The sequence below is a fragment of the Segatella maculosa OT 289 genome, assembly GCF_000243015.1.
GTDB classification, from domain to species: domain Bacteria; phylum Bacteroidota; class Bacteroidia; order Bacteroidales; family Bacteroidaceae; genus Prevotella; species Prevotella maculosa.
Genome location: NZ_JH594501.1, coordinates 177,236 through 202,955 on the forward strand (window position 1 = coordinate 177,236; position 25,720 = coordinate 202,955).

Annotated in this window: 15 protein-coding genes; 9 read left to right on the forward strand and 6 right to left on the reverse strand. The window is 49.2% G+C overall.

What is annotated here, in order from left to right:
* Positions 1-366 precede the first annotated feature (366 nt).
* The 7 genes from HMPREF9944_RS02985 to HMPREF9944_RS03015 all read left to right on the forward strand — a co-directional run bounded on the left by HMPREF9944_RS02985 (position 367) and on the right by HMPREF9944_RS03015 (position 10,464).
* Complete coding sequence (locus HMPREF9944_RS02985) at positions 367-3,234, forward strand: SusC/RagA family TonB-linked outer membrane protein (protein ID WP_008564365.1); 2,868 nt, start codon at positions 367-369, stop codon at positions 3,232-3,234.
* Between the two features lie 25 nt (positions 3,235-3,259).
* Positions 3,260-5,065, forward strand: coding sequence for a RagB/SusD family nutrient uptake outer membrane protein (locus HMPREF9944_RS02990; protein WP_008564366.1), 1,806 nt, complete (start codon positions 3,260-3,262; stop codon positions 5,063-5,065).
* Between the two features lie 18 nt (positions 5,066-5,083).
* A complete protein-coding gene (locus HMPREF9944_RS02995; protein ID WP_008564367.1) occupies positions 5,084-6,151 on the forward strand; it encodes a DUF5627 domain-containing protein in 1,068 nt (355 codons plus the stop codon).
* 31 nt (positions 6,152-6,182) lie between these two features.
* Entirely contained in the window at positions 6,183-8,366 is a 2,184-nt protein-coding gene (locus tag HMPREF9944_RS03000; RefSeq protein ID WP_008564369.1) for an endo-1,4-beta-xylanase, read from the forward strand.
* Positions 8,367-8,633: 267 nt separating this feature from the next.
* Positions 8,634-9,230: a sugar O-acetyltransferase gene (locus tag HMPREF9944_RS03005; RefSeq protein ID WP_008564370.1), complete on the forward strand. Its 597-nt coding sequence runs from the start codon at positions 8,634-8,636 to the stop codon at positions 9,228-9,230.
* Between the two features lie 114 nt (positions 9,231-9,344).
* Entirely contained in the window at positions 9,345-10,157 is an 813-nt protein-coding gene (locus HMPREF9944_RS03010; protein ID WP_008564371.1) for a hypothetical protein, read from the forward strand.
* Positions 10,144-10,464 (forward strand): MGMT family protein, encoded by a 321-nt coding sequence (locus HMPREF9944_RS03015; RefSeq protein ID WP_008564372.1) that lies wholly within the window; start codon positions 10,144-10,146, stop codon positions 10,462-10,464. Before HMPREF9944_RS03010 ends, HMPREF9944_RS03015 begins: the two co-directional genes overlap by 14 nt.
* A gap of 403 nt (positions 10,465-10,867) precedes the next feature.
* Here HMPREF9944_RS03015 and pckA read toward each other — a convergent pair whose 3' ends face one another.
* A complete protein-coding gene (gene pckA / locus HMPREF9944_RS03025; protein WP_008564374.1) occupies positions 10,868-12,481 on the reverse strand; it encodes a phosphoenolpyruvate carboxykinase (ATP) in 1,614 nt (537 codons plus the stop codon).
* 242 nt (positions 12,482-12,723) lie between these two features.
* On the opposite strand from pckA, the gene upp reads away from it, so the two are divergent.
* Both upp and HMPREF9944_RS03035 read left to right on the forward strand, forming a co-directional pair.
* On the forward strand, positions 12,724-13,383 hold the full coding sequence (gene upp / locus HMPREF9944_RS03030) for a uracil phosphoribosyltransferase (protein ID WP_008564375.1): 660 nt from the start codon (positions 12,724-12,726) through the stop codon (positions 13,381-13,383).
* Positions 13,384-13,746: 363 nt separating this feature from the next.
* Positions 13,747-14,976, forward strand: a complete 1,230-nt coding sequence (locus HMPREF9944_RS03035; protein ID WP_008564376.1) for an anaerobic sulfatase-maturation protein — start codon at positions 13,747-13,749, stop codon at positions 14,974-14,976.
* A 550-nt stretch (positions 14,977-15,526) separates the two neighbouring features.
* On the opposite strand, the gene HMPREF9944_RS03040 is transcribed toward HMPREF9944_RS03035, so the two are convergent.
* Genes HMPREF9944_RS03040 through HMPREF9944_RS03060 form a run of 5 tightly spaced genes read right to left on the reverse strand, consistent with a single transcriptional unit; the run spans position 15,527 to position 25,374 of the window.
* Positions 15,527-17,860: a glycoside hydrolase family 3 N-terminal domain-containing protein gene (locus HMPREF9944_RS03040; protein ID WP_008564377.1), complete on the reverse strand. Its 2,334-nt coding sequence runs from the start codon at positions 17,858-17,860 to the stop codon at positions 15,527-15,529.
* 14 nt (positions 17,861-17,874) lie between these two features.
* Positions 17,875-20,100, reverse strand: coding sequence for a cellulase family glycosylhydrolase (locus tag HMPREF9944_RS03045; RefSeq protein ID WP_008564378.1), 2,226 nt, complete (start codon positions 20,098-20,100; stop codon positions 17,875-17,877).
* 24 nt (positions 20,101-20,124) lie between these two features.
* Positions 20,125-20,514 (reverse strand): hypothetical protein, encoded by a 390-nt coding sequence (locus HMPREF9944_RS03050; RefSeq protein ID WP_008564379.1) that lies wholly within the window; start codon positions 20,512-20,514, stop codon positions 20,125-20,127.
* A gap of 60 nt (positions 20,515-20,574) precedes the next feature.
* Positions 20,575-22,194: a SusD/RagB family nutrient-binding outer membrane lipoprotein gene (locus HMPREF9944_RS03055; RefSeq protein WP_008564380.1), complete on the reverse strand. Its 1,620-nt coding sequence runs from the start codon at positions 22,192-22,194 to the stop codon at positions 20,575-20,577.
* Positions 22,195-22,209: 15 nt separating this feature from the next.
* Positions 22,210-25,374: a SusC/RagA family TonB-linked outer membrane protein gene (locus HMPREF9944_RS03060; protein ID WP_008564381.1), complete on the reverse strand. Its 3,165-nt coding sequence runs from the start codon at positions 25,372-25,374 to the stop codon at positions 22,210-22,212.
* Positions 25,375-25,720 lie beyond the last annotated feature (346 nt).

Consider the following 25,720-nt stretch of genomic DNA (forward strand, 5'->3'; position numbering starts at 1 on the left):
TTACGTTTATTTCCATCTGCCGACCGACAAAAAGAAATGAGACCGAAAACCCATAAAAAGACCCTTCGCAGCCACCTGCGCCCGAACCGCGAAACAAGCTGGGCCACACTGCGTTGCAAAATGGGCCATATTGCGCGCCAATATCAGCCATATTACACGGTGAAATGGGCCATATTGCACGGTAAAATGACCCATATTGCAAGCCGATGTGCAAGGCATTGGTTATCAAGCTGCTGCACATCGAAGGATAAGGGCTGCAGCGTTGGTTCCGTTTCTTGCTCGTCCGCGGGACATTTCTCCCCGAACAGGCCGTCTCCGTCTGCCGGAAATCCATTTTAAGTAGCACAAAACAGAAGAAAAGACCCTATGAATCTGAAAATCAAATCATGTAAATCGAAGTTCCTGCTGGCAGGTCTTGTTGCGTTGGTTCCTGTCGGCATCGACGCCAAGCCAGCCACAACGTCTGCGAACGACACGGCCGATGCCAATAAGGAAATGGTGCAGGTGACCTATCGCAAGGTAGGCAGGCGGGATATCCTTGGCGGTGTGGCCGTTGTTGACGTGGCCCAACTGTTGAAAAAGAACTATATTACCTACAGTCTTGACAACATGCAGGGCTATATCGGCGGTTTCAACGGCAATTCCCTTTGGGGAATGGACAGCAACAACGCCGGTTATCTGGTGTTGGTTGACGGTGTTCCCCGCGATGCCACCAACGTTATGCCGAGCGAAATCAGCCAGATCACCTTCCTGAAAGGCGCACAGGCGGTCGTACTCTATGGCAGTAAGGCGGCCAAGGGTGCCGTGCTTATCACGACAAAGCGCGGGAATAACGACGGACTGAAGGTAGAAGTGCAGGCCAACACGGGCCTGAATGTGGCGAAATCTTTCCCCGAATACCTCGGTTCGGCAGAGTATATGACGCTCTATAACGAGGCGCGCGCCAACGACGGCCTGGCTCCTCTCTATTCATCGGCCGACATTTATCATCATGCTTCGGGCCTTAACCCCTATCGTTACCCTAATATCGATTATTATTCTTCGGATTATATCCGCAAGATGTACGCCCGTCACGAGGCAATTGCAGAGATTAGCGGTGGTGGAAAGCGTGCCCGCTTCTACAGTAACATTAATTACTATCGCAGCGGCGACTATTTTAAGTTCGGAGAAGCCCGTAATAACCACGTTTCTCGGTTCAGCGTGCGTGGCAATGTCGATGTAAACATCAGCGACGACATCAAGGCTTGGGTCAATTCCAATGCAACTTTCTACGATTCCAGCACGGCTAAGGGCGATTATTGGGGCGTTGCGTCGACCATGCGGCCCAACTTCCCACAGAACGCCTATCCTTTGATACCGAAAGACATGGTAGATCCGCATGCAAAGGCCGCATGGGACCTGCTGAGTGTAGCCAAATTGATTGACGATAAGTATTTCCTTGCGGGCTCACAGGCCAATGCTTCGTCGCTGTTCGGCGATATTTATGCCGCAGGAAAGCGCAAATGGACAAGTCGTCAGTTCCAGTTTGACACGGGACTTAACATCGGTTTGGGGAAAGTATTGCCGGGATTGTCTTTCGAAACACGGTTCGCCGTGGATTATGCCACCGCTTATACGACGTCGTTCGACAACAGTTACGCCGTCTATATCCCCACATGGTCGCATCATAACGGCAAGGACGTCGTCGTCGGACTGAAGAAAGAGGGCGAAGACAAGCGTTCGGGCAATCAGAACATCAGCGGTAGCACCGATAACCAGACGATGTTGTTCGCAGCACAGCTCAACTACGCCAATACCTTCAGCAACGTGAACAATGTTTCAGCCATGTTGATTGCCTCAGGCTACCAACAAGCGAAGTCAGGTCAGTATCATAAGACCTCAAGTGCCAACATGGCGTTCGATGCTTCCTATAACTTCATGCAGAAGTATTACGCAGATTGGGGCCTTGCGGCCATACATTCGGCGCAATTGGCACCCGGTCATCGCGAGGCTTTCTCCCCTTCTCTGACGTTAGGTTGGCGACTTAAGCGCGAAAGTTTCCTGAAAACGGTCGATGCCATTGATGATATGATGCTGAGTTTTTCGGGAAGTATCATCAATGAAGACATTGATTTGGCCCGCGGAGACGTGCGTTACTATCTCTATAAAGGCATTTGGACGTCGGATAATGGCTACAATTGGTATGATGGTTCGCAAGACAAGTACACCTATTCCAAGCGAGGTGAGAACGAAGACCTTGGCTTTATCAAGCGCAAAGAGCTTTCTTTGAGTCTTAAAACCTCGTTGTGGGGGCACTTTGTTACGCTTGATGCCAACTTCTTCATCAATTCCATGGAGGGCTATCTCATTGATTCGCCCACCTTCTTCCCCTCACATTTGAACACAAGTTACCCCAAAGGGTCTTTCATGCCCGTGCTGAACTACAACAACAACCGCCGCATTGGCTTTGATTTCGCCCTGAACTTCAACCGGAAGTTCGGCGAAACGGAACTCTCACTCGGCCTTACGGGCACCTATTATGACACGAAAGCCACGAAGGTTGATGAGAATAACGTTGAAACCTATCAGAACCGGCAGGGCAAACCGATAGACGGTATCTGGGGATATCGGTGCGCCGGTTTCTTCCAAAGCGAAGCTGAGATCGCAACATCGCCCGACCAAAGCAAGCTCGGCAGCACTGTCAGGCCCGGCGACCTGAAGTATGTAGACGTAAACCATGATGGTAAGATCGATAACTACGACCAAGTGTATCTTGGTAAAGGGGGATGGTATGGTGCTCCTTTCACTTTGGGCGTGAACTTCACGGCCAAGTGGCGCGGTTTCACGTTCTTTGCGCTCGGTGTGGGCAACTTCGGCGCGCATGGTGTGAAGAACTCCTCCTATTATTGGGTGCGCGAGGCCGGCAAGTACTCTGCCGTCGTTCGCAACCGTTGGACTCCTGAAACCGCAGCTACGGCAACTTATCCCCGACTATCGACGCTTTCGGGCAGCAATAACTTTGTAACTTCCGACTTTTGGCTGTATAAAACCGATGCATTCCGCTTGGCAAAGGTTCAAATCACCTATGATTTGCCACGCCGTTTGTTTGCTTCGACATGGGTGAAAGGCTTGTCTGCATTCGTCAGCGGGGCCAATCTGCTCACCATTTCGGGTGAGCGTGAGGTGCTGGAGCTGAATGTTGGCAGCGCACCGCAGGCACGTTACTACAATATCGGGGTGAAAGCGACTTTCTGATGAAATGAAATTAAAAACAAAAGCTATGAAAATAAAGAAGCTATTTCTATTGACGGCGTTGGCATTCAGCTTGGTTTCGTGTTCCGATTTGTTTGAGCCTGCACAGGAAAACAACCGGGGTTTGGACGAAATCTACAACGAACCGACTTATGCCCAAGGGCTGTTGGGCTACGGATACGCCATGTTGCCCTACAATACCAAGAGCGTGACGGACATTGCCACTGATGATGCGGTGAGTAATGACCTTTCTAACGGTTATTTGAAGATGGCTACGGGTGCTTGGGCAGCCAATAACGACCCGATGTCTCAATGGACCAATCGCCGGGCCTGCATACAATACCTGAATATTTTCTTGGAACAGGCAGACAAAGTGAACTGGGCTAAAGACGAAAAAGCCCGAAAGATGTACTGTGATAGCCGTAAAGGCGAGGCTTATGCCTTGAGAGCGCTCAACATGTACTTCTTGTTAATGAACCATGGTGGCTGGGATGCCGATGGGAAACTGCTCGGTGTGCCGAACTTAACGGCCTCAGAGAAACCCTCGGATGACTTCAATAAGGCACGTAACACGTTCCAAGAGTGTCTCAATCAGATTTATAACGACTTGGAAGAAGCCGGGAAATTGCTCCCACTCGACTATAACGACCTGACGAATGACGCCGATGTTCCGGCCAAATATAAGGCCATCGGCGTTCAGACGGCAGGCGAATACAATCGCGTTTTCGGCGCAATCATGCGCGGACGTATCAGTGGTCGCATCGCAGAAGCCATTTGTTCGCAGGCCTCTTTGCTTGCTGCCAGTCCGGCATTTGCTGCAGGTACGACCGTCAACTACGCCAAAGCGGCCGACGATGCAGCCAAAGTGCTTGACCGTATAGGCGGTGTGAGCGGCATATCGCCCACGGGTAACAAATGGTTTGCACAGACTTCGGAGATTGATAACCTTGGATCGGGTGCCGTTCCACAGGAGATTCTTTGGCGAGGAAGCCGTACAAACGGTGATGAAGACTGGAACCTTGGTCTGAATCAAGAGGCCGATAACTTTCCACCAAGCCTTTATGGCAAGGGAAGAATCAATCCGACGCAGAACTTGGTTGATGCTTTTCCGACCGTTACGGGCTATCCCATCGCCGATAGTCGTGGAGGCTATGATGCCGGTAAGCCTTATGAGAACCGCGATCCACGCCTCGATATGTACGTTATCCATGATGGTAGCAAATATAAAGGAAAGGAAATCAAAACCGATATCACAACCACTGGCAACGATGATGGCTTGAACAAGGTGAGTAATTCCACGCGAACGGGTTACTATATGAAGAAACTTCTGCGTGAAGATTGCGACCCTAACCCGAATTCCAAGAACGCTAAGTATCACTATCCCGTGTATATTCGCTACACAGAGCTGTTCCTTAACTATGCCGAAGCAGCCAATGAGGCGTGGGGTCCCAAGGGTTCGGGGTCGCATGGTTATTCTGCTTACGATGTCATCAAGGCCATTCGCGACCGCGCAGGAATTACCGATGTAGCCTATCTCAATGAGTGTGCGGCCGATAAAGGCAAGATGCGCGAACTGATTCGCAATGAACGACGCCTCGAACTCTGCTTTGAAAACAAGCGATTTGCCGACCTTCGCCGTTGGAAAGCACCCATCGACGTGGCTGCCGGTGGCGTGCAAATCAAGAAAGATGGCGGAACAACGACGTATAAAGCCTTCAAAGTGGAAGACAGAAACTATAAGGAGTATATGTATTATGGGCCGATTCCGCAGACAGAAATACAAAAATGGACGAACCTCCGCCAGAATAAAGGCTGGGAACTGAACAACAAATAATGCTTAAACTTCAAGAAAATGAAAGTAAACAACTATATCTCAATCACCTTGATGGCTGCTTTCGCCTTGGTTCTTGGCGCTTGTAAGAACGGAGAACCGGAGTTCCCGGACTACGAAGGCGGCACTTCTGTGTACTTTGCACGCCAAAATGTCGTGCGTAATATCGTGCTGGGGAACGATGAAACCAGGGATAATACCGACGATAATAACCATGTTTTCTATATTGTTTCAACGATGGGAGGGGCCTATCACGGCCGGAATATCACGTTGGAGACAGCAGTTGACAACTCACTTTGCGACCATCTCTATTTCGAAGATGGAGTTACGCCCGTTAAACCCATGCCCGAGAGCTATTATACCATTCCTTCAACCACCGTATCTTACAACGGAAGTTTCCAAGGACGCTTGCAGGTGAAGCTGACGGACGCGTTTTTCAACGACCCGGACGCTGTAAAAGAGACCTATGTTATCCCGATTCTTATCAAGAATCAGGTGGGAGCAGACCGCATTCTTGCCGGAACGCCAACGATAAAAGGCGCAACTCCCCCAAGAACAAAGGCGAGTTCATGGAACATTAAGCCCAAGGATTACGTGCTTTATTGCGTGAAATACATGAATAAATGGGCCGGATTCTATCTCCGTCGCGGCGAAGATAAAATCACTGTCAATGGAAATACGACGACAAAAGTAAGGAAAGGCGCCTCAATAGAGAAGGATGAGGTGTGTCAACTCACGACAATGGCTTTGAAAACATGCCTGTTTCCAGTCTCTGTCAACAAGATTGTAAAGGACATTCACGGCCATGATGTCGTCCAAGCTGCAACATGTAGGCTGAAACTCACATTCGATGAGAACGGAAATTGCACGGTTTCTTCCGCAACGTCGGGCATGACAGCCACCGGAACGGGCAAGTTCGTCGTGAAGGGTGCGAAGATGGCTTGGGGAAACAAGGACCGTGACCAGCTTACACTCGCCTATAAGGTCGACTTCGGCGATAATGTCACGATGGAAAGCAAGGACACTTTCGTTGCTCAGACGCGGGGTAATACGAACGGTGTGATTACCTTTGCCCCGCAGTATAAGTAACTTCCTTTCGGGAAATAATAAGAACAAGATGATGAAACTAAGGAAATTGAATATCGGTTTGGGAACAATCGCACTCGCAGTCTTGGCTTCTTGCGCCGAAGATAAGTTCTCTACATACACAACCGACATGCCCCAGGACTTGGCCGACTATCAGTATTTGAACGATTATGAGCCTTTGAAGAACTATATCGAGCAGGCAAAGGCGGCAGGAAAGTGCAATCCAGACTTCAAATTGGGCGTGGCATTGGAGGCAACTGACTTCAATAAGCGCGAATTAAGCTATAGTTTGGCGACAAGTAACTTCATGGAGCTGACCACTGGCAATGCAATGAAGTACGCTTCTTGCGTGAAAGAAGACGGAAGCATGGACTTCTCAACGGTGAAGGAGTTCGTTTCCAACGCAAAGGAGGCCGGACTGACCGTCTATGGCCATACGCTTGCGTGGCATTCCCAGCAAAACAACAAGTATCTCAATAAACTGATTGCCGACAAAGAGCTTCCTCCGGCTTCAGACAACCCGGGATTGGTCATCAAGGCAGGTGCACCCAAGGCCAATGTCTGGGATGCTGAGATCTATTATGACTTAGATGCACCGCTGAAAGCCGGGAAAACCTACAAACTCTCATTGAATGTAAGAGCAACGAACGCAGGAAAGATAGACTTTTGGCCGGGAAAGAAGAACGGAACCGACACACAATACGGGGCAGGTTCCATCATGTTGACCAACGATGCGGCTGACCATACACTCTCTTTCACGCCAAATGCCGACATCGAACGGCTGAGGTTCTGTTTCGGAAAGGTGGGCGGCACGATCTATTTCGACAATGTTGTGTTGAAAGCACAGGGCGACAGCAAGAACCTTATTGTAAATTCGACGTTTGATGGGGAAGATTTGTCGCATTGGACAAAGGCTTCGTGGCAGGACTTCACTTATATGAGAGGCAATGTGGCGGCCGCCGCGTCTGTCGACATTGAAACCGAGGTCTATAAGCAGACATATACGGACGGACCTTTCCCCTTTTACAATATGGGTTGCACGCCTCCTGTCGTCAATGGGAGCATTCATTTCGTCCCAACGGGGGCTTGGTCGCAGTTCTTTGTGGCTACGGGTATTGCGCTGACCGAGGGAAATTACATGCTTCATCTTGACCTTACGGCTTCCAAAGCGGCCTCCGGTGTGCAGCTGACCATTCAAAATGGCTGGGGAGCGAGCGCACAATCGATTACCCTTAGCGTTCCCGTTGAGGCGGGACATCACGATGTGAAGCTGTCGGTTCCGGGCATCGTGGGTGGTAATTACGATGTAATTCTCAAGCCACAGACGGCAGATGCCACGCTTGACTTAAAGACAGTAAAAGTTTGTTCAGTGAAGAAAGCCAACACTGTTCCGCTTACTGACAACGAGAAAAAGGCCATTCTGACGACAGCCATGGGCACATGGATTGACAAAATGATGGAAGCTGTCGACGGTTACGTGACGGCATGGGACGTTGTCAATGAACCTATCTCCGGAAAAGACAAGGATGGCGACGGATGGTACGACCTTCAGTCGGCTAAGCGCGGCACTGTGTCGCCTGATGACGCCAAGAACAACTTCTATTGGCAGGACTATTTGGGCGATATCGACTATGTCCGGACAGCCGTTGCTGCTGCCCGTAGGTGCTTTGCTGCCCACAATGGCGATGCCGCTAAGCTGAAACTCTTCATCAACGACTATAACCTTGAGTCGGATTGGGACGACAACAAGAAGCTCAAAAGCCTGATTCATTGGATTGAAGAATGGGAGAAAGACGGCAAAACGAGGATAGATGGCATCGGAAGTCAGATGCACGTGTCGTTCTCGGCCGACCCTAATACGCAGAAGAAAAAGGAAGAACATGTGGTGAAAATGCTGCAACTGATGGCCAAATCGGGTAAGCTCGTCAAGATTTCCGAGCTGGATATGGGCTATAATGACGCTGCGGGACAGCCTATTATGACTGAAAATCTGACGGAAGAGCAGCATAAACAGATGCGTGACTACTATAAATTCATCGTCGGACAGTACTTCAAAATCGTCCCATTAGCCCAACAATACGGCATTACACAGTGGTGTATCACAGACGCTCCCAAGAGTTCAAGCTGGCGAGGTGGCGAACCTACGGGCCTATGGAACGCCAACTTCCTCCGCAAACACACCTATGCCGGCTTCGCAGACGGCTTGCGTGGGGAATGAAAAGCCCACCCCCTGCCCCTCCCAAGGGAGGGGAGTGCGGGCTTGCGGAGGTTTCCAAACAACATAACCTATGTCATTCTATGCAGGAAAGTGATGTCCGTGACTGCCAAACGCACAATGCGAAGGGCCTCGGTCACCTATAACAACAAAATCTTTTTAAGGCATACCGACGTCAGTTTCCTGCTTCCAATCCCGTTTTTTCTTTGATTGAGTCCTGTTGTTCTTCAAATAAAAGTCGTAATTTTGCGGTCATAAACATCGTAACCTATGTACGACGAATGGAATAAAATGTTGTGCGGAGCACCTTATAATGCCACCGATCCGTATTTTTATGAGCGACTTCTCAAGACAAAAGAGTTGATTCTGCACTACAATCAGCTGCCTCCCAGCGATTCAAAAAGTCGTGAAAAGGCCCTTAAAGACCTTTTCGGGCACTGTGGAGTAAGGCCCGTTGTCAACTCACCTTTCTGTTGTGACTTTGGTTGCAACATCAGTGTAGGCGACTATTTCTTTGCCAATTTCTACCTTACCATACTTGATGAGGCGAAAGTCTCCATCGGAAATCATGTCTATATAGGCCCTAACGTGAGCCTATATACGGCTTGTCACCCCACAGATCCAGTGGAACGGCGTAACGGAATAGAGTGGGCTTGCCCCATAACCATTGGGAACGACGTATGGATAGGGGGCAGTGTGACCGTCTTTCCGGGCGTAACCATCGGTCATGGCAGCACGATTGGGGCCGGTTCGGTGGTCATTCAGGACATTCCCGACGGCTCGGTTGCCGTGGGAAATCCCTGCCGTGTGGTCAAAACGGTGGCTTATTCGCCGGCCGATGCCCTGCAAAACGCCTCGCAGGAATAAAGTAATGGGACGAAACTTAGCGGTATCAACGGGCAGACACGTTGAAGTTAACGTCGCAAGCATAGAATAATGAAATGAAATACAGGCAATATAAATGATAAAAAGTAAGGAAAAATGAACCCGATAAAAGCTTTTCTTTGCGTCGTCTGCTGCCTTTCGGCCTCCAACGGTATGGCTTCCGGCAACCCAAATGGCGCACCCAAGCACTGGGCTTTGCAGGCGAGCTTCGGTGGAACGACCCTCGCTGACGACACATCCGATGGGCAAGACTTCTATATAGGCGACGAAGAAGGCAACTATTTCGCCCTTTCGGCCGACTATTATCTCAATCCTCACCTCGCTTTGACAGGTAACCTCTACTACGAACAGGACGGTATTGCCACGCAATATGCCTCAGGTATCGGGCTAAAAAAGGTGAACATGCTCGGTCTGGAGGGCGGCATCAAGTGGTATTTCTGCCCACAAAAATGGGTTGTTCAGCCTCATATCGGTGGCTTAATACAGACAAATTTCCTCAATTTGAAGCGCATGCAAGGCAGTGAAACCCATGTGTTGCAACAGGCATATCCCGGCAGTCACGTCCAAATGAACTACGATGTGCAGTGCCCGGCCATTGCCCTGAAACCTAAAATCGGCGTGGATATCCGCATCATCAGCTCCGTTTCGCTCTGCTTCGCCTACGACATCGGCTTCGGATTGGGCGGACATCACCGTGCCAACATGCGGTTTCTAGACCTTCCGTTCACGGGGCAAACATGCCAATATCAGGCAGACAACATTCGGACAACTGTCAGTTTGGGACTCAAAATTGACTTCCCGACGAGGCCAGTCTCCGGAAAAACGGTCAACAACCTATTCATGATTCTGAGCGCATGGCTTGAATCTAAGTCGCAGAACCGCTCAACTTTCTCCCATGGCTCATTTTGATTTCGAACTATTCCGGCAGGAAGTGGCGAATATCGTCAGCCAAATTCCGCGCGGATATGTGCTCACCTACGGTCGGATAGCGTGTCTCTCGGGCTATCCTTTGCATGCCCGTCAGGTGGGACGTGCGCTACACGGCATGACCGATAAGGCTATTCCGTGCCACAGGGTGGTGGACAGTGTGGGTCGAACTGCCCCCAACTGGCCCGCTCAACGGACACTGCTCGCTGCTGAAAACGTGTGCTTCAAGGCCAATGGTAATGTCGACCTGCGCCATTCGCAATGGGATTACGAGGCCGAGGAAGTCTGATTCGGAACCGATCGCCGCAAAATTAAAATTCAACACGCCTTCTCCTCGTTTTTTATTTCAGCTATATTACGCGCTAATCTCAGTCATTTTAGCGTGTAATATGGGTGAGATTGCGCGGTAAAATGGGTGAGATTGGAGTGCAGGAAGTAAGTAATTGATTTTCAATATAGTTGAAATCTTTTCTTTGATGAACTTATGCAATAAGTTTTCCCACTCGTTATGGATTTTCAATTGAATTGAAACGATTTCCATCTTTGTTTATTTTGTTCCGCCAACTCGGCCGGAAAACCGGTCGAAATGCAAAAAAAGACCTTGCAACGGTTGCCCATTGCAAGGTCTGATAACTGTGGTCTCCGTGTTTCCCTCCATTGAAAAGGGGTGGAGGAGACCTCGAATTGAATGCTTAGAGCTGCGGACCTGCGGCTACGAGTGCCTTACCTGCAGCGTTGCTCTCATACTTTTTGAAGTTCTTAATGAAGCGAGCAGCCAGGTCTTTAGCCTTTTCTTCCCACTGAGCAGCGTCAGTATAGGTGTCACGTGGGTCAAGAATGTTTGTTGCAACGCCTTCGAGCTTCGTAGGAACAACGAAATTGAAGTACGGAATGGTCTTTGTTGGAGCGCTATCGATAGAATGATTCAAGATAGCATCAATGATTCCGCGCGTGTCGCGAATGGAAATGCGCTTTCCAGTGCCGTTCCAACCGGTGTTGACCAAGTAAGCCTTGGCACCGCTCTTATTCATCTTCTTCACCAATTCCTCTGCATATTTCGTCGGATGAAGCTCAAGGAAGGCTTGACCGAAGCAGGCAGAGAAAGTCGGTGTGGGCTCTGTGATGCCGCGTTCTGTGCCGGCCAACTTGGCAGTGAAGCCTGAAAGGAAGTAGTATTTGGTCTGTTCTGCGCTCAAAATCGATACAGGAGGCAACACACCGAAAGCGTCTGCAGAAAGGAAGATCACCTGCTTTGCAGCCGGACCCTGCGACAATGGACGCTGAATGTTCTTGATGTGGTAGATAGGATAAGAGACACGGGTGTTCTCGGTCACGCTCTTGTCGGTGAAATCAATCTTTCCTTCCTTGCTAACTGTTACGTTTTCAAGCAGAGCATCGCGGGTAATGGCACCGTAGATGTCTGGTTCTGACTCCTTATCAAGGTTGATTACCTTTGCATAGCAGCCACCTTCGTAGTTGAAGACGCCCTTGTCGTCCCAGCCATGTTCGTCGTCTCCGATGAGTTTACGCTTGGGATCGGTAGACAAAGTGGTCTTTCCTGTACCCGACAGACCGAAGAATATAGCGGTGTTCTCGCCATTCATGTCGGTGTTTGCAGAGCAGTGCATCGACGCCATGCCCTTCAATGGCAAGAAATAGTTCATCATTGAGAACATACCTTTCTTCATTTCGCCACCGTACCATGTGTTGATAATCACCTGTTCCTTGGAAGTTACGTTGAAAACAACAGCTGTCTCGGAGTGCAATCCCAGCTCTTTCCAATTCTCAACCTTGGCCTTTGATGCGTTGTAAACAATGAAATCGGGCTCTTGTTCGAAGTCGGCTTCGCTCTGAGGACGGATAAACATGTTGGTTACAAAGTGAGCCTGCCATGCCACCTCAACGATAAAGCGCACCTTCATGCGTGTATCTTTGTGGGTACCGCAGAAGCCATCTACGACAAAAAGACGCTTATTGGACAGCTCTTTCTTTGCAATCTCTTTCACAGCAGCCCATGCTTCCTTGCTTGCACGGTGATTATCGTTGTGATATTCCTCAGAATCCCACCAAACGGTATCGTGTGAAGTCTCGTCATCCACGATAAACTTGTCCTTAGGTGAGCGACCTGTGTAGATACCTGTCATGACATTGATGGCGCCGAGCTCTGTTTCGTGGCCAACCTCAAAACCTTCGAGACCTTCTTTCGTCTCTTCATTGAACAAAACTTCGTAAGAAGGATTGTAAAGTACCTCTTTGGTACCTGTAATACCATACTTTTCGAGTACGGATTTGTCAAACTTTGCCATTTTTCAAATGTATTTAAGTTGTGAAATATAAGTTTGTATACGCTTCAATTTTAGCTTTTCCGACGGCAAAGATAAAGAAAAAAAATATAGCTTCCAACTTTAGGTGCGTAAAAATATGGGCTCTTCAATCCTTTTAGGTTAAAGATATTAAAAAACAACGGCACAGAAACGGATTTGCAAAACTCACTTTACAAAAGATAAATAGAATTCCATAACTTTGCAAAAATCATTCAAAACGACCTATGAAAATTGTAAATTTCTCCGAGAAAAACAGCATCATCAACCAGTATATGGCTGAAATCAGAGACGTGAATTATCAGAAAAACCGACTCCTTTTCCGCAATAATATCATGCGAATCGGCGAGTTCGAGGCTTTTGAACTATCGAAAACACTTGACTATGAGGCTCAAGATATCACTACACCTTTGGGTATTTCCAAGGTGAACGTGCCCACAGACAAGATTGTTTTGGCTACGATTTTCCGCGCCGGACTGCCTTTTCACAACGGATTCCTCAACGTTTTCGACCACGCCGGCAATGCTTTCGTGAGCGCCTATCGTGAATATAAGGATGCCGAACACCACGAAGTGGGTATCCACATCGAATATCTTGCCACGCCGAACATCGACGGTAAGAACCTCATCATAGCCGATCCGATGCTCGCAACGGGTGGAAGCATGGAGCTGGGTTACAAGGCTTTCCTCACAAAAGGAACGCCGAAGCAAATCCATGTGTGCTGTATCATCGCCTCTCCTGAGGGTATTGCGCACATAAAAAAGACATTTCCCGAAGATAAGACAACCATTTGGTGCGCCGCTATCGACCCCGGAATGAACGAACACAAGTATATCGTGCCCGGATTTGGCGACGCCGGCGACCTGTGTTACGGGGATAAGCTGTAGGGGGAGCCTCCCCAGGCCCCTCCAAAGGAGGGGAGGGCGAGCTTGCAACAAGGTTATGAGAAACAAGAATAATGCGATTGATAATCAATAACTTACATATCGCGTTACAATCTCAGCCATTTTACTGCGCAATGTCAGCCATATTAGACGCTAAAATGGGTGAGATTGGCGCGTAATATAGCTGAAGTTGTATTGCTATATAGCTGGGGTGGCTTTCAACGCAAGTGGGTTCGATTTACTGGCCAGCCCATTCGCTCTCCCTTTTGCAAGGAGTGGGGTGGCTTTTTGCCGCTTTTTGGCATTGCTTTCTTGCGTATTACACGATAAATCCATACCTTTGCGGGCGAGAAAACCACGACACACATGAACACCATTGCACCTTTCGGACGACCCATGTACATGATGCTCAAGCCCGCAGGTTCGCTTTGTAACCTGCGATGCAAGTATTGTTACTATCTGGAAAAGGGAAAACTCTACGCCGACCGACGCAATCATGTCATCACAGATGAGCTTTTGGAGAAGTTCATCAAGGAATATATCGAGGCCCAAACCACCCCTCAAGTGCTCTTCACATGGCACGGCGGCGAAACATTGATGCGGCCCTTGGCCTTCTATCAGCGTGCCATCAAACTGCAACAAGCTTATGCCGGGGGCCGACAAATAGCCAATTGCATTCAAACCAATGCCACTTTACTCAACGATGCGTGGTGCCGTTTCTTCAAAGAAAACAATTTCTTGGTGGGTGTTTCCATTGACGGACCACAGGAGTTTCACGACGAATACCGGAAAACGGCCACGGGAAAGCCTTCCTTCCGACAGGTGATGAGGGGCATAGACCTGCTCAACAAGCACGGCGTTGAATGGAATGCGCTGGCCGTTGTCAATGATTTCAATGCCGATTATCCGCTGGATTGCTATCGCTTTTTCAAAGAGATTGACTGCCATTATATCCAATTTACGCCCATTGTGGAGCGCATTATAGCACGCAACGACGGCCTGAAACTGGCCCCGGGCATGCAGGAAGGCGGCACGATTGCACCCTTTTCGGTCACGCCGGAACAGTGGGGCAGCTTCCTATGTGCCGTCTTTGACGAGTGGGTGAGGCATGATGTGGGTGACTATTTCGTGCAACTTTTCGACGCAACGCTGGCAAATTGGGTCGGAGTTCCACCCGGAGTGTGCACCATGGCCAAGGAATGTGGCCACGCAGGTGTGATGGAATACAACGGAGATGTATTCTCTTGCGACCACTTTGTCTATCCCGAACACCGGTTGGGTAACCTCAATCGGCAGACAATCTTCGAGATGATGAACAGCGAAAAACAGCAGACTTTTGCGCAGATGAAGCGTCGTTTGCTACCAAGACAGTGTAAGGAGTGCCGTTTTCTCTTTGCCTGTAACGGCGAATGTCCCAAGAATCGCTTCACGCGCGACCGCTTCGGAGACCCCGGCCTCAACTATCTCTGCACAGGCTATCACCGCTTTTTCGCGCATGTGGCGCCCTATATGGACTTTATGAAGAACGAACTTGACAACCAACGCTCCCCGGCCAACGTGATGAACCAAGTATTTACGGAGGGTAGCACGCCCTGAATAGGAATTCTTTTCAGCCATTTTGCGACGTAATATGAACGTATTACGAACGGGTTGCACGCATGTAGGGACGCACGGTTCGTGCGTCCACTCTAACAATCGTGCATTTGTGTTTCATTCTCCTTGAGCGGACGCACGGACCGTGCGTCCCTACATGCCTCTTGTCAGCAATTCATCTTATCGTTCCAGCTAATCATAAAGTTCAAAGTCCAAAGTTCAAACTTCAAAGTCAAAAACCTCAAAGGTCAATGTTCAAGGTTCAAACTTCAAAGTCAGCAAATCATAAAGTTCAAAGTCCAAAGTTCAAACTTCAAAGTCAGCAAATCATAAAGTTCAAAGTTCAAACTTCAAAGTCAAAAACCTCAAAGGTCAATGTTCAAGGTTCAAACTTCAAAGTCAGCAAATCATAAAGTTCAAAGTCCAAAGTTCAAACTTCAAAGTCAGCAAATCATAAAGTTCAAAGTCCAAAGTTCAAACTTCAAAGTCAGCAAATCATAAAGTTCAAAGTTCAATGGTCAAACTTCAAAGTCAAATTCCCTACATTTCAATCTTACTGTGCAGATGACGCAACCGTGGCGTTCGTGCCCACCGTTAAGCGCAGGGATTGCAGGTCTTCTTTCCTTGATGAGCTGCCCACCATAAGAGTGAAGGTGCCCGGTTCCACGCCGTATTTCATGGCTGCATCGTAATAAGAGAGCGATTCGGGCGTGATGAGGAACGTAACCGTCTTGGTTTCGCCGGCTTTCAAGGCTATTCTTTCAAATCCTTTCAGCTCTTTCACGGGTCGCGTGGCCGAACTATAGTCGTCACGGACATAAAGTTGCACCACTTCTTCGGCATCAATCGTTCCCGTATTGGTGACATCGACGCTAACGCGGGCACTGTCGCCAACGGAGATGGCCGAGGTTGACAGGCGAGGACGCGAATAGCGGAAAGTGGTGTAGCTCAGTCCGTAGCCGAAAGCATAGAGTGGGGCCGTCGTTCCGGTTGCATACGGGAAGCGATAGGCGCTTTTCTTGTGGTTGTAATAGCAGCCGATCTGTCCGGCATTGCGCGGTATCGTGATGGGAAGTTTCGCCGATGGCGACACTTTCCCATAGAGAATCTCTGCCAAGGCCTGCCCTCCGAGCAGTCCGGGTTCCCATGCTTCAACGATTGCAGGGACGTTATTGGCTATCCATTCGGTAGAAAGCGGACGCCCGTTGACCAATATCACGATGGTAGGCACGCCTGTTGCCACGACAGCCTCAACAAGTTGCTGCTGCATTCCGGGCAACGATAGTTCGTATCTGTCGCTGTTTTCACCGCAAGTTTTCTCTTTCCAGTGATACCGCATGGAGTTTTCTCCCACCACAAGTATGGCTAATTCCGACGCTTTTGCACGCTTCACGGCCTCTTCGATCTGCGGTTTTGTGAGCGAACGCACGTTGCGTCCGACATCAAGATAGTCGATTTGGGCATCCGGTTCCTGCGCTTTGATGCCTTCCAATACCGTGATGACGTTCTCTTCGGGCTGCTCAAAGCTCCAGTCTCCCAGCGTAGATTGATTGTCAGCATTGTGCCCTGTGATGAAAATCCTGCTGAAACGGCCTCGCCGAAGCGGCAACATCTGGTTCTCATTCTTCAGCAACACGATGCTCCGCCGGGCCATGTCGAGTGCCGTCTGCCGGTGTTCGGCGGTCAATACGGCCTTCGGAATGGCCTTGATATCTACGAATGGCTGCTCGAAAAGACCCAGATCGAACTTCAACTTCAGGATTTCGGCCACCCTGTCGTCTATGTTCTTCGGATTGATTTTCCCCTCCTCGACGGCCCTGATGATGCATTCTCCAAAGCCGGGGCCATGCATGTGGACATCTATCCCTGCCGCTTGCCCCATGAGATAAGCCTCTTCTTTGGTGGGAACGACGGTATGTAGCGTGCTCATGCGCTCAACATCCAGCCAATCGCTGACGATAATGCCCTTGAACCCCAGCTCTTTTCGAAGCAAATCGTTCAAAAGCCAGCGGTTGCCATGGCAGGGAATGCCGCTCAAATCGTTGTGTGAAGGCATGAGCGACATGACACCGGCATCAATGCACTTGATAAACGGGGGCAAAAATACCTCGCGTAGCATGCGTTCCGACATGTCTGCCGGCGAACCATTGATGCCGTTAGTCGTCAGACTGCCGCCAACGAAATGCTTCATGCATGCCAATACCTTGTCTTGTCCTTGCAATTTGGAGGTTTGCAAGCCGCGAACGGTGGCGCTTCCCATGCAGCCTGACAGATAAGGGTCCTCACCGAACGTCTCACCTACGCGTCCCCAACGCGGGTCGCGGGCTATTTCTACGTTCGGAGCAAAGGCCCATTGCACGCCACATGCGCGAAGTTCAACGGCCGTTTGGCGCGACATGCGCTCTATCAGACTTGGAGAAAAGGTCGCAGCCTGCCCGATTGGCGTGGGATAAACCGTGGCTCCGCGATACAATCCATTGCCATGCATGGCGTCGATGGCGATGAACAGTGGGATTTTCAGCCTGCTTTGCCGGGCTAACTGCTGCAGATAATTGGCCTCTTCGGCTGTGACAACGTGGAGAAAAGAGCCTATCAAGCCCTTTCTTGTCATCTCGCGGATACGCTCAACCGTGTAACCGGGATAGAAACCTGAGGCATCACTCGTCTCCAATTCCTGCAAAGTGAGCGCCTGTTGTGCGCCTATCATGTGGCTGATGCCCACATATTGGCACATTTGTGCAACCTTTTCTTCGAGTGTCATGCGGCTCATCAGGTCCTTGACACGCTGTTCTGTCGGAAGTTTCGCATTGGTATAGTCGGGCTTTTTCGCTGCTGAAGCATTGCCGGCAAAGCCCAATGACAAGAATATCAATATCAGTTTATACATAAATTTGGTGTTGTTTATCGAACGACATATTTCTTTCCGCCTTGGATATAAATGGTTCCGGCGAGCTGTTTGCGGGGGACTCTGATGCCCTGAAGCGTATAAATGGCATCTTTATCGGCCGAACGGGCCGTTTGATGGCAGCCAGTTCGTTGGTCAATATGCGTGGTCGGACCGTCGGGCGTGCCGAGAACGTGCATCTCCCACAGGCTTGCTCCCCAAGAAGAAGAGCCGCTTTTCAGTTGTTTCAGCTTGATATACCGTGCCTTAACGGGGACGTCCAAGACATGAGGGTCGGGGAAATAACTGCCAGCGGCAATGTCGTTGGAGACATAAGTGCGCCGGTATTCGCCGAGATGTTTCTTTTGTGAGATGACAGGTGCCGTGCTCCATTGCGGCGTTCCGTCAGGGTTCGCCTCTGTTGCTACGTATATTTCATACTGTTTCGCGTAGTTTTCCCACAGTGGACAAATCATATTGACGGCATAGATGCGTCCCAAATCGACCCACCAGTCGCATTCTCCGACATTCTTTCCAGCTCCCCAGCGCGTATTATACGTGCCATCGATGGCCTTATCCGCCCCATAAGTCCCGCTGTTGTTGTCGGTTGCGTAGGCTTTGACGGCGGGATTGTTCTTCAAAGAAGCGATGTTCAGGCGTTCCCAGTCTGTCTGTGCATTCACGATATAGGCATCATTGATTTTCGATACCTCGGGGGTAACAAAGCCAAAGCCGCCTTGAAAGTTCCAAAGGCAATGGCCGATGCCGTATTCCCGACAGATTTGAGCGACGTCTTCCAGCCATTTCAGTCTGCTTTGTCGGGGCGTTCGGTTATAGCATCCAAACTCTCCGCACCACACTTGCAGCCCTAATGACTGGGCTTTGTCAATGGCTTGCTTCATCAAAGTCTTCAATATTGCTTTGTCAAATGTGCGTCCTTCGCTGGCAACGGCAGCCTGATCGGCAGGGCTTAATGCATTGAAATCGTCGTCAGTTACAGCCAATCCGGGGTATTGTATGGGCACCGTGAGATGGGCAAATGCGCTCAACCATGAGGCTTGATAGTGGGTAATCAAATGAGGATTGTAGAAATGGAACGTCAGAATGATGTTCTTATCGCCCGAAGGTACTTCTAAATGGGAGAATTCTTTGACGTTGTTCCATAGGTTACTCCCGATAATAACCTTGCGAAGTGGCTCTTCTTTGCGTATTTCGGCCAGCGTTTTGGCGGCCAAACGGTTCCAGTCTGCGGCCGTGGGAGCTGTAGGTTCGTTGAGAAGTTCATAGGCCAATAGGTCTTCGGGATAGTGTTTCAGTTCACTTTGCAGCTGCTTCCACAGACCGATGAAGTGCTGTTGGGCCTCAACGCTGCTCCACAAGTTTTGCTTAACGGCCGTCTGATAGCTGCTATGACTGCTACTGAAGGCCACATCGTCAATCCATAGCTCAGCCATTTCATTGTCGGGGCGTATCGTTATGCGTGTGATTTTCTTCCCTTCCAACTTATGATAGGGCGAAACATCAGCCTCTATCCAATGGTCTTTCACCTTTACGTCATAGCCGAGGTAGGCGGTTGTGCCGTCTTCTGCCTCAAACTTGAACGTGATATAGCCCGTCTTGCTCTTGCGAACCTTGAAACGGAGATACTTGAACTGTGAAGAACCGACGCTGATATTCACCTCTTTCCGCTCCGTTCCTTTCCAGTTGCTGTTCTCCGTCAGGCTGACATGAAGCACTTTCCGGCTCTTATTGCTGCCCGTGGCATCGGGGTTGTCGACGACTTCCACCTTAATGCCGCTGCTACTGTTAGGTTTCCACTTGCCGATAAGGCCGTCTTCAAAGTCGTCGATGAAGCTTTCTGCACCTCCACCGAAGTCGTGTTCCTTAATAATATGAAGGTCGACGACGGCTTTCATGTGGTGTTTCTCAATCCAACTGAGGGCTGTATGGAGACGGGCGAAGCTTTCAGCGTTTTTACTTCCGTCCGTATTGAACAGTTGGCACTCGTCAACGGGAAGCCGAACATGGTCGAATTGCAAGGCAGACAGCATCTCTACGTCTTTCTCTTTGAACGAGACATTCGCCTTTTGTGACAGCCAATCGCCGATATTCACACCTTGTTTCAGACGGAAAGCATCGGCTTTTTGGGCCAAACCTTTCGAAGAATAACTGCACATTAGCCCCAAAAAGCACATGCCCACTGCATATTTCAGCAGGCAATGTGATACATGTTTTCGATTCATACGCATTATTTCAACAAGTAAAGTTTAAGAAGTCGGTTCCACAACACTGATAATGGCTTCGCGAACCGTTTCATATTTGGGTGTCTTCACAACCAATTTGATATTGAATTTGCCCTGTGTCGTGGGCACATACGTGTAACCTATGCCCCGATGCACCTCCACTCCGTCGACATACCATATCCCTTCACAACACCGTGAAGGCGTATATTGAACTCTTATCTCCAAGGGTTTGTCTTGTGGCGTGCTGAATTCGCCGAGCGTTCCGTCAGCTTTCTTCTCGGGCCATTGGCCGAATATGCGTGGATATTCATCTTCCGTGAGTTCCGGAGTGTCTGTTTCATCGTTGCTACAACCAGCAAACAAACCGCCTATCATCATTAGGCTGAACACAATATATATAAAATGTCTCATCATTATTTGTTTTTAAGGGTTATTCTTCCTTTCGTTTCATCATACCATTTGGTCTATCTTTGATCATTGGTCCCACCATACAGGTTTGTTCCAATCGTCGGTTCCGCCCATTCGATCTATGGCTTCGTTATAGTGAACCTTGTTGTAGGAACTCTCAAAGATAGGATAACAGAGGCGCAATGGGGTGGTTTGCGAGTCAATGCACTTGGCTCCGTAGTCCGGCGACGGCTTCAATACGGGGTAACCGCTCCTACGCCAGTTGGCATATCCCTCCCATGGATTGTTGAAATGCAGGATCCACAGTTGCGTATTGATTTTTTCTAACTGGTCCTCCAAGTCGGTTGACACGTTATTATGCCTGATATAGCGGTCTATATCCCTGTCTTTAAAGGCATCAGCCCCATAGTTTTCCAAGAAATGGAACGCTGCTTTCACACCTTGAGCATAAAGCTTTTCGACCGTTTCGCTGCTCATTTCGCTTCCCCAACGCGCCACGGCTTCGGCCTCCAACAGCTTGGTTTCGGCGGCAGTCATAATGACTCCGGGCGACGTTAGCTTCAAGAATATGTTGTTGATTTGCGGCCGACACTCTTTCATCAAGTACTTCTTGACCTGTTTACTCCAATATCCACTGGGCCATTTCTCATAATGAAAGTAGCCTGGGTCAACAGGTTGGAACTTGGCTTTCGGTGTATTGATCATCTCATCGGTGATGTCTGCACGCCCAAATGGCTTATTAGGCGAGCTTTGATCGTAGTTACGGCAGTAAACGAACTGCCGGGGGTCCTTCGTTTTACCTAAATAATTGAAGAAAGTGGAGCAGATATACATCGTAGGATGGTCCTCACGACCTCTCATTAACTGTGATAAACCGTTGCGACGATACTCATCATTGGTCCAATCAAAGCTGTCATAGACATACCTGACGAGTGCTTCTTCCTTGTCAGATGCAATCAATCCGCCGCTATTGTGCAGGGCTTTGCTTGCTTCTTCCTTGGCCAAGTCAGGCGCAACGTTCACCATTCGCATGGCATAACGCAGATGTAGCGCGTTGGCCAGCTTCTTCCATAGGCCGACATCGCCGTTATAGATGAGGTCGCCCGTCACTTTCAATGGCTGATTTTCGTCAAGAGAGTCGTTGGCCACCTGCAATTCGTTCATGAAATCCTTGTAGATATCCTCCTGACGGTCGAACTTTGGCTGCACGATACCATTGATATAGCCACGCCCGGCCTCTGTGTAAGGCACGTCACCATATAGGTCTGTGATGATACCGGAGACGAAAACCTTGAACACCCGCGCCATATAATAGAGGTTACGTTGGTCGCTTTCGCGCGTATGGTCAATGATGTCAACCAGATTCTTCACCGTCATGGGATACATTTGCTCGTAGATAGAGCCCATATATTTGTCATCTTTCAGGTAATGACCACCATAATTGGTCACTCCCCAGTCTCCCATTAGATACTGACAAAAGGGCATTGCGTACTTCAAAGCCGTCTCCTGCCATATCCAATAGCCCCAAACTTGGGCCTCACATTGCGAGAGTTGATAATTAGGGTCTGTATCCGGCGACTTCGCAGGGTTGGTATTCAATTCGTCGAAAGCGCTGTCGCTGCATGATTCCAGCGTCATAGCCAGCATACAAAGCAAAGATACGGAGATTCGATATATTGTTTTCATAATCATTTCAATTGGTTAGAATTTGAGATTTACGTTCAATCCGAAACTTCTTCTTGAAGGAAGCGAGCCGAATTCAAGTCCCATGCCGGTCCCGTTGTTGTAGTTGGAGTCGGGATCGATGTTGGGAACGTTCTTATAAATATTGAAAAGGTTACGCGCAACGAATGAAATCGAGAGCGAATTGACCACCTTTCCCAACATTTGCTTGGGGAAAGCGTACGACAAGGTCAGCTCCCTCAGCTTGACATATGAGTTATCATAGATGAATGGACGGGCCGTTTGTGTGGTCACGTACGACCAATATTCCTGCGGATTGACGTAGATGTCATTCGGTTTATAGGTACCGTCGGCCTGCTTGATCACGCCCTTGGCGATGTATCCTCCTGTGGGTTTCCACTTCTTGGGGGCCACTCCGGCAGCCAATCGCTTCTCTTCCGATCGATACCAGCCCTCTCTTCCCTCGAGCGTTTCCTTGTGTTTACCCGTGCTGTAGGCCGAACGGGCCGACATGGAATAGAGGTCAGCCCCCACTTTCACGTCAAAAATGGCCCCAAGAGAGATGTTCTTGTAGCGGAAGTTGGTTGTCAGTCCGCCCGTCCAGTCCCATGTTGCATTGCCTAAGACCTTGAGGTCGTCGGTCATTTTGGGCAATCCCGTCGTCCCATCGATGATGATATCGCCGTTTTCATTGCGTAGGAAGTCCTTTCCCATGATGCAACCGTAGTTCTCACCCACCTTTGCAACGACCTTCACACCAAGCCATCGGGCCGAAGCCAGCTCGAATTCGTCAATCCCGTTGGCTAATCTTTTCACCTTATTTGCATTCTTTGCGAAGTTAATATTCAGGTCCCAACTGAAGTCTTTCAGCACTATTGGCCGCGTATTCAGCACGAGTTCGATGCCTCGGTTCTCAATATCTCCGGCATTGATCAGCTGGTATCGGTAGCCCGAACCATACGAAGTGTTCATTCGAAGGATTTGATCTCGGCTGTGTTGGTTGTAATATGTGAAGTCAATTCCTATTCGGTTGTTGAGGAACTTCAGCTCAAATCCCAGCTCCATAGAGTTGGTCATGGTTGGTTTCAGGTCTCTATTGGGTATCACATCGCCCGAGATAGAAGCCATAGGAAAGCTTCCGAAGCTGTTAGGAGCCATCTCATAGATGTTCTTTAGCATGTAAGGATTGGTGTCATTTCCCACTTTTGCCCACGAAGCTCTTACCTTTCCGTAGGGTAATATGGCCTTGTTTATGTGGAAAAACTCCGAGAATAAGAAGCTTCCCGAGGCCGAAGGATACCAATAAACATTGTTATTTACCGGAAGCGTTGACGAGCAATCGCCTCGCAATGTCATGTCTAAGAACGCGAAATTGTCGTAAGCCAGATTGACACTTCCATAGAGAGAGTTGATTTGTTTGCGGTAAGTATCCTCCTTATTTACCTTTTCTGTGAAGCTTTGAAGGGCTTTTGTGCTACGCATAATCATGTTTTGTGCGGTCACGATATGGGTCTCATTGTCCACCTTATAGATGTTTCCTCCGAGCGTAGCACCATAATCCCATTTCTTATATTTGTCTTTATAGATGGCCAAAAGTTCTGCCGTATGCATCCGGTTCTGATAATTCTTGCGCTCGAACCAGCCGCGTTCACGCCCCGGAGACGTAGGATAAGCAAACTCTTCAAAGGTGAAATAGTTGATATCCGCACCGAGCGTGGCCTGCAAGGTCAGCTGTTTAAGGGGGCGATATCTGAGGATTGCCGACCCTTTATAGTTATCTTTCTTCGACTCGTTCGTCATTTTATGGAGCACCCAATAGGGGTTGATGTTGTAAACATCGCCGTTGTTCCAATTGTAATACTCCCCTTTGGCGTCCTCATAGTTATGTTTGAGCCACGCTTGGTCAAAGGTCGTGGAGAGCGTCATCAGGTTCTTTGCCACATTGGCACGGTGATCGGCCACCGCAGGACGGTTCGTTACGCGCTCTCGAGTGTAAGTAACTTTGAAGTCCAAGTCGACATATTTCGTGATATTTGTATTGGTTCTGAGGTTCAAAGTGTTGCGCGCCATGTGCGTTTTAGGCAGAAGATCCCGGTCTCTCATGTCGGTATAGGTCACACGCAGGCCCGTTTTGCCCGTCTTCTTGTTGACGATGAGCGAGTTGGATGTGTTGATTCCCGTGCGGAAAAAGCCGTCGATGTTGTTCTTGACAGCGACATACGGACGCGCCACACCGTCAAAATAGGTCAGATAAAGGCCCGGATCGAGGCGCGGCCCCCAGTTCCTGTTAGACGAGAAACGGTCGTCTGTCATCGTGATGCGGCCGTCGGAACCTTGTCCGAACTTGTATTGTACGTCGTTCCATTTCGTGAGTTGTGTCTCAAAAGTGGTCGTACTGTTCAGCTCAACCGAGAAGTCTTTCTTCGTATCTGCCCGCTTTGTCGTGATGAGAATAACGCCGTGAGAGGCCCTACTGCCGTATAAAGCCGAGGCAGCCGGCCCTTTCAGCACCGAAATGTTCTCAATATCGTCGGGGTTGATGCTTGAGATTCCGTCGCCAAGGTCGTAACCTCCCCACTGATCGGAGCTGTCGAAGTTGGTGTTATCCATGGGAACGCCGTCGATGACATACAGTGGTTGGTTGTTACCCGTAAGCTCCGTACTGCCTCGAAGGATTACTCTTGTGGAACCAGATGGCCCGGTTGCCGTTTGACTGACGGTGAGTCCGGCCACTTTTCCGGCCAACGAGTTGATGACATTCGGCTCTTTTGCCTTCTGAAGTTCGCGTCCGTTGATTTCGCCTAACGAATATCCCAATGCTTTACGGTCGCGCTTGATGCCTAAAGCAGTAACGACAACCTCGCCCAACCGCTTGGTATCTTCCGTCAACGTAATCTTTAACGGCTTGTTTCCAGCTGTTTTCACTTCCTGTGTGACGTATCCGATGTAACTCACTACAAGCACTGCGCCCGGAGTTGCATTGATACTGAAACGTCCTTCCGCATTGGTTATCGTTCCGTTGTTGGTACCTTTGACCATGATGCTGGCCCCGATGATCGGCTCATTGCCTGCATCTGTCACCTGACCTTTGATGGGTTGTGTCGGCGTCTGGGCCTGTACGCCATTCCCGAATAGCGAGAATAGAGTCAGAAACATGAGAAAAAGGAAAAAATGTTTTTTCATAAGCAGATATTATTTTTTAAGTATGGTCTTGTCATTCTGCGTATATTTAACGCCGATGTTTGCCCCAAAGTTCTGAAAAACCAATGACACAGACCTTGAAAATCTGTCGGAAAATCTTTAAAATATATCGGAAAAAGATGCAGAAATCATTTAACAAGTGACTCAAAATGCTTGAAGTATTCGCTAACGCTTTTCCATTTACCGGCAAATAAGCGCATTTCATTACATAATAAAACTGATTGGAAGATGTAGGGACGCACGGTCTGTGCGTCCGCTCAAGGAGAATGAAACACAAATGCACGATTGTTAGGACGGACGCACGGGCCGTGCGTCCCTACATGCCTCT

What these genes read in the sequence shown, in the direction of transcription:
- HMPREF9944_RS02985 (WP_008564365.1), top strand. Translation starts at nt 367, where the DNA reads ATGAATCTGAAAATCAAATCATGTAAATCGAAGTTCCTGCTGGCAGGT.
- HMPREF9944_RS02990 (WP_008564366.1), top strand. Translation starts at nt 3,260, where the DNA reads ATGAAAATAAAGAAGCTATTTCTATTGACGGCGTTGGCATTCAGCTTG.
- HMPREF9944_RS02995 (WP_008564367.1), top strand. Translation starts at nt 5,084, where the DNA reads ATGAAAGTAAACAACTATATCTCAATCACCTTGATGGCTGCTTTCGCC.
- HMPREF9944_RS03000 (WP_008564369.1), top strand. Translation starts at nt 6,183, where the DNA reads ATGAAACTAAGGAAATTGAATATCGGTTTGGGAACAATCGCACTCGCA.
- HMPREF9944_RS03005 (WP_008564370.1), top strand. Translation starts at nt 8,634, where the DNA reads ATGTACGACGAATGGAATAAAATGTTGTGCGGAGCACCTTATAATGCC.
- HMPREF9944_RS03010 (WP_008564371.1), top strand. Translation starts at nt 9,345, where the DNA reads ATGAACCCGATAAAAGCTTTTCTTTGCGTCGTCTGCTGCCTTTCGGCC.
- HMPREF9944_RS03015 (WP_008564372.1), top strand. Translation starts at nt 10,144, where the DNA reads ATGGCTCATTTTGATTTCGAACTATTCCGGCAGGAAGTGGCGAATATC.
- pckA (WP_008564374.1), bottom strand. Translation starts at nt 12,481, where the DNA reads ATGGCAAAGTTTGACAAATCCGTACTCGAAAAGTATGGTATTACAGGT.
- upp (WP_008564375.1), top strand. Translation starts at nt 12,724, where the DNA reads ATGAAAATTGTAAATTTCTCCGAGAAAAACAGCATCATCAACCAGTAT.
- HMPREF9944_RS03035 (WP_008564376.1), top strand. Translation starts at nt 13,747, where the DNA reads ATGAACACCATTGCACCTTTCGGACGACCCATGTACATGATGCTCAAG.
- HMPREF9944_RS03040 (WP_008564377.1), bottom strand. Translation starts at nt 17,860, where the DNA reads ATGTATAAACTGATATTGATATTCTTGTCATTGGGCTTTGCCGGCAAT.
- HMPREF9944_RS03045 (WP_008564378.1), bottom strand. Translation starts at nt 20,100, where the DNA reads ATGAATCGAAAACATGTATCACATTGCCTGCTGAAATATGCAGTGGGC.
- HMPREF9944_RS03050 (WP_008564379.1), bottom strand. Translation starts at nt 20,514, where the DNA reads ATGATGAGACATTTTATATATATTGTGTTCAGCCTAATGATGATAGGC.
- HMPREF9944_RS03055 (WP_008564380.1), bottom strand. Translation starts at nt 22,194, where the DNA reads ATGAAAACAATATATCGAATCTCCGTATCTTTGCTTTGTATGCTGGCT.
- HMPREF9944_RS03060 (WP_008564381.1), bottom strand. Translation starts at nt 25,374, where the DNA reads ATGAAAAAACATTTTTTCCTTTTTCTCATGTTTCTGACTCTATTCTCG.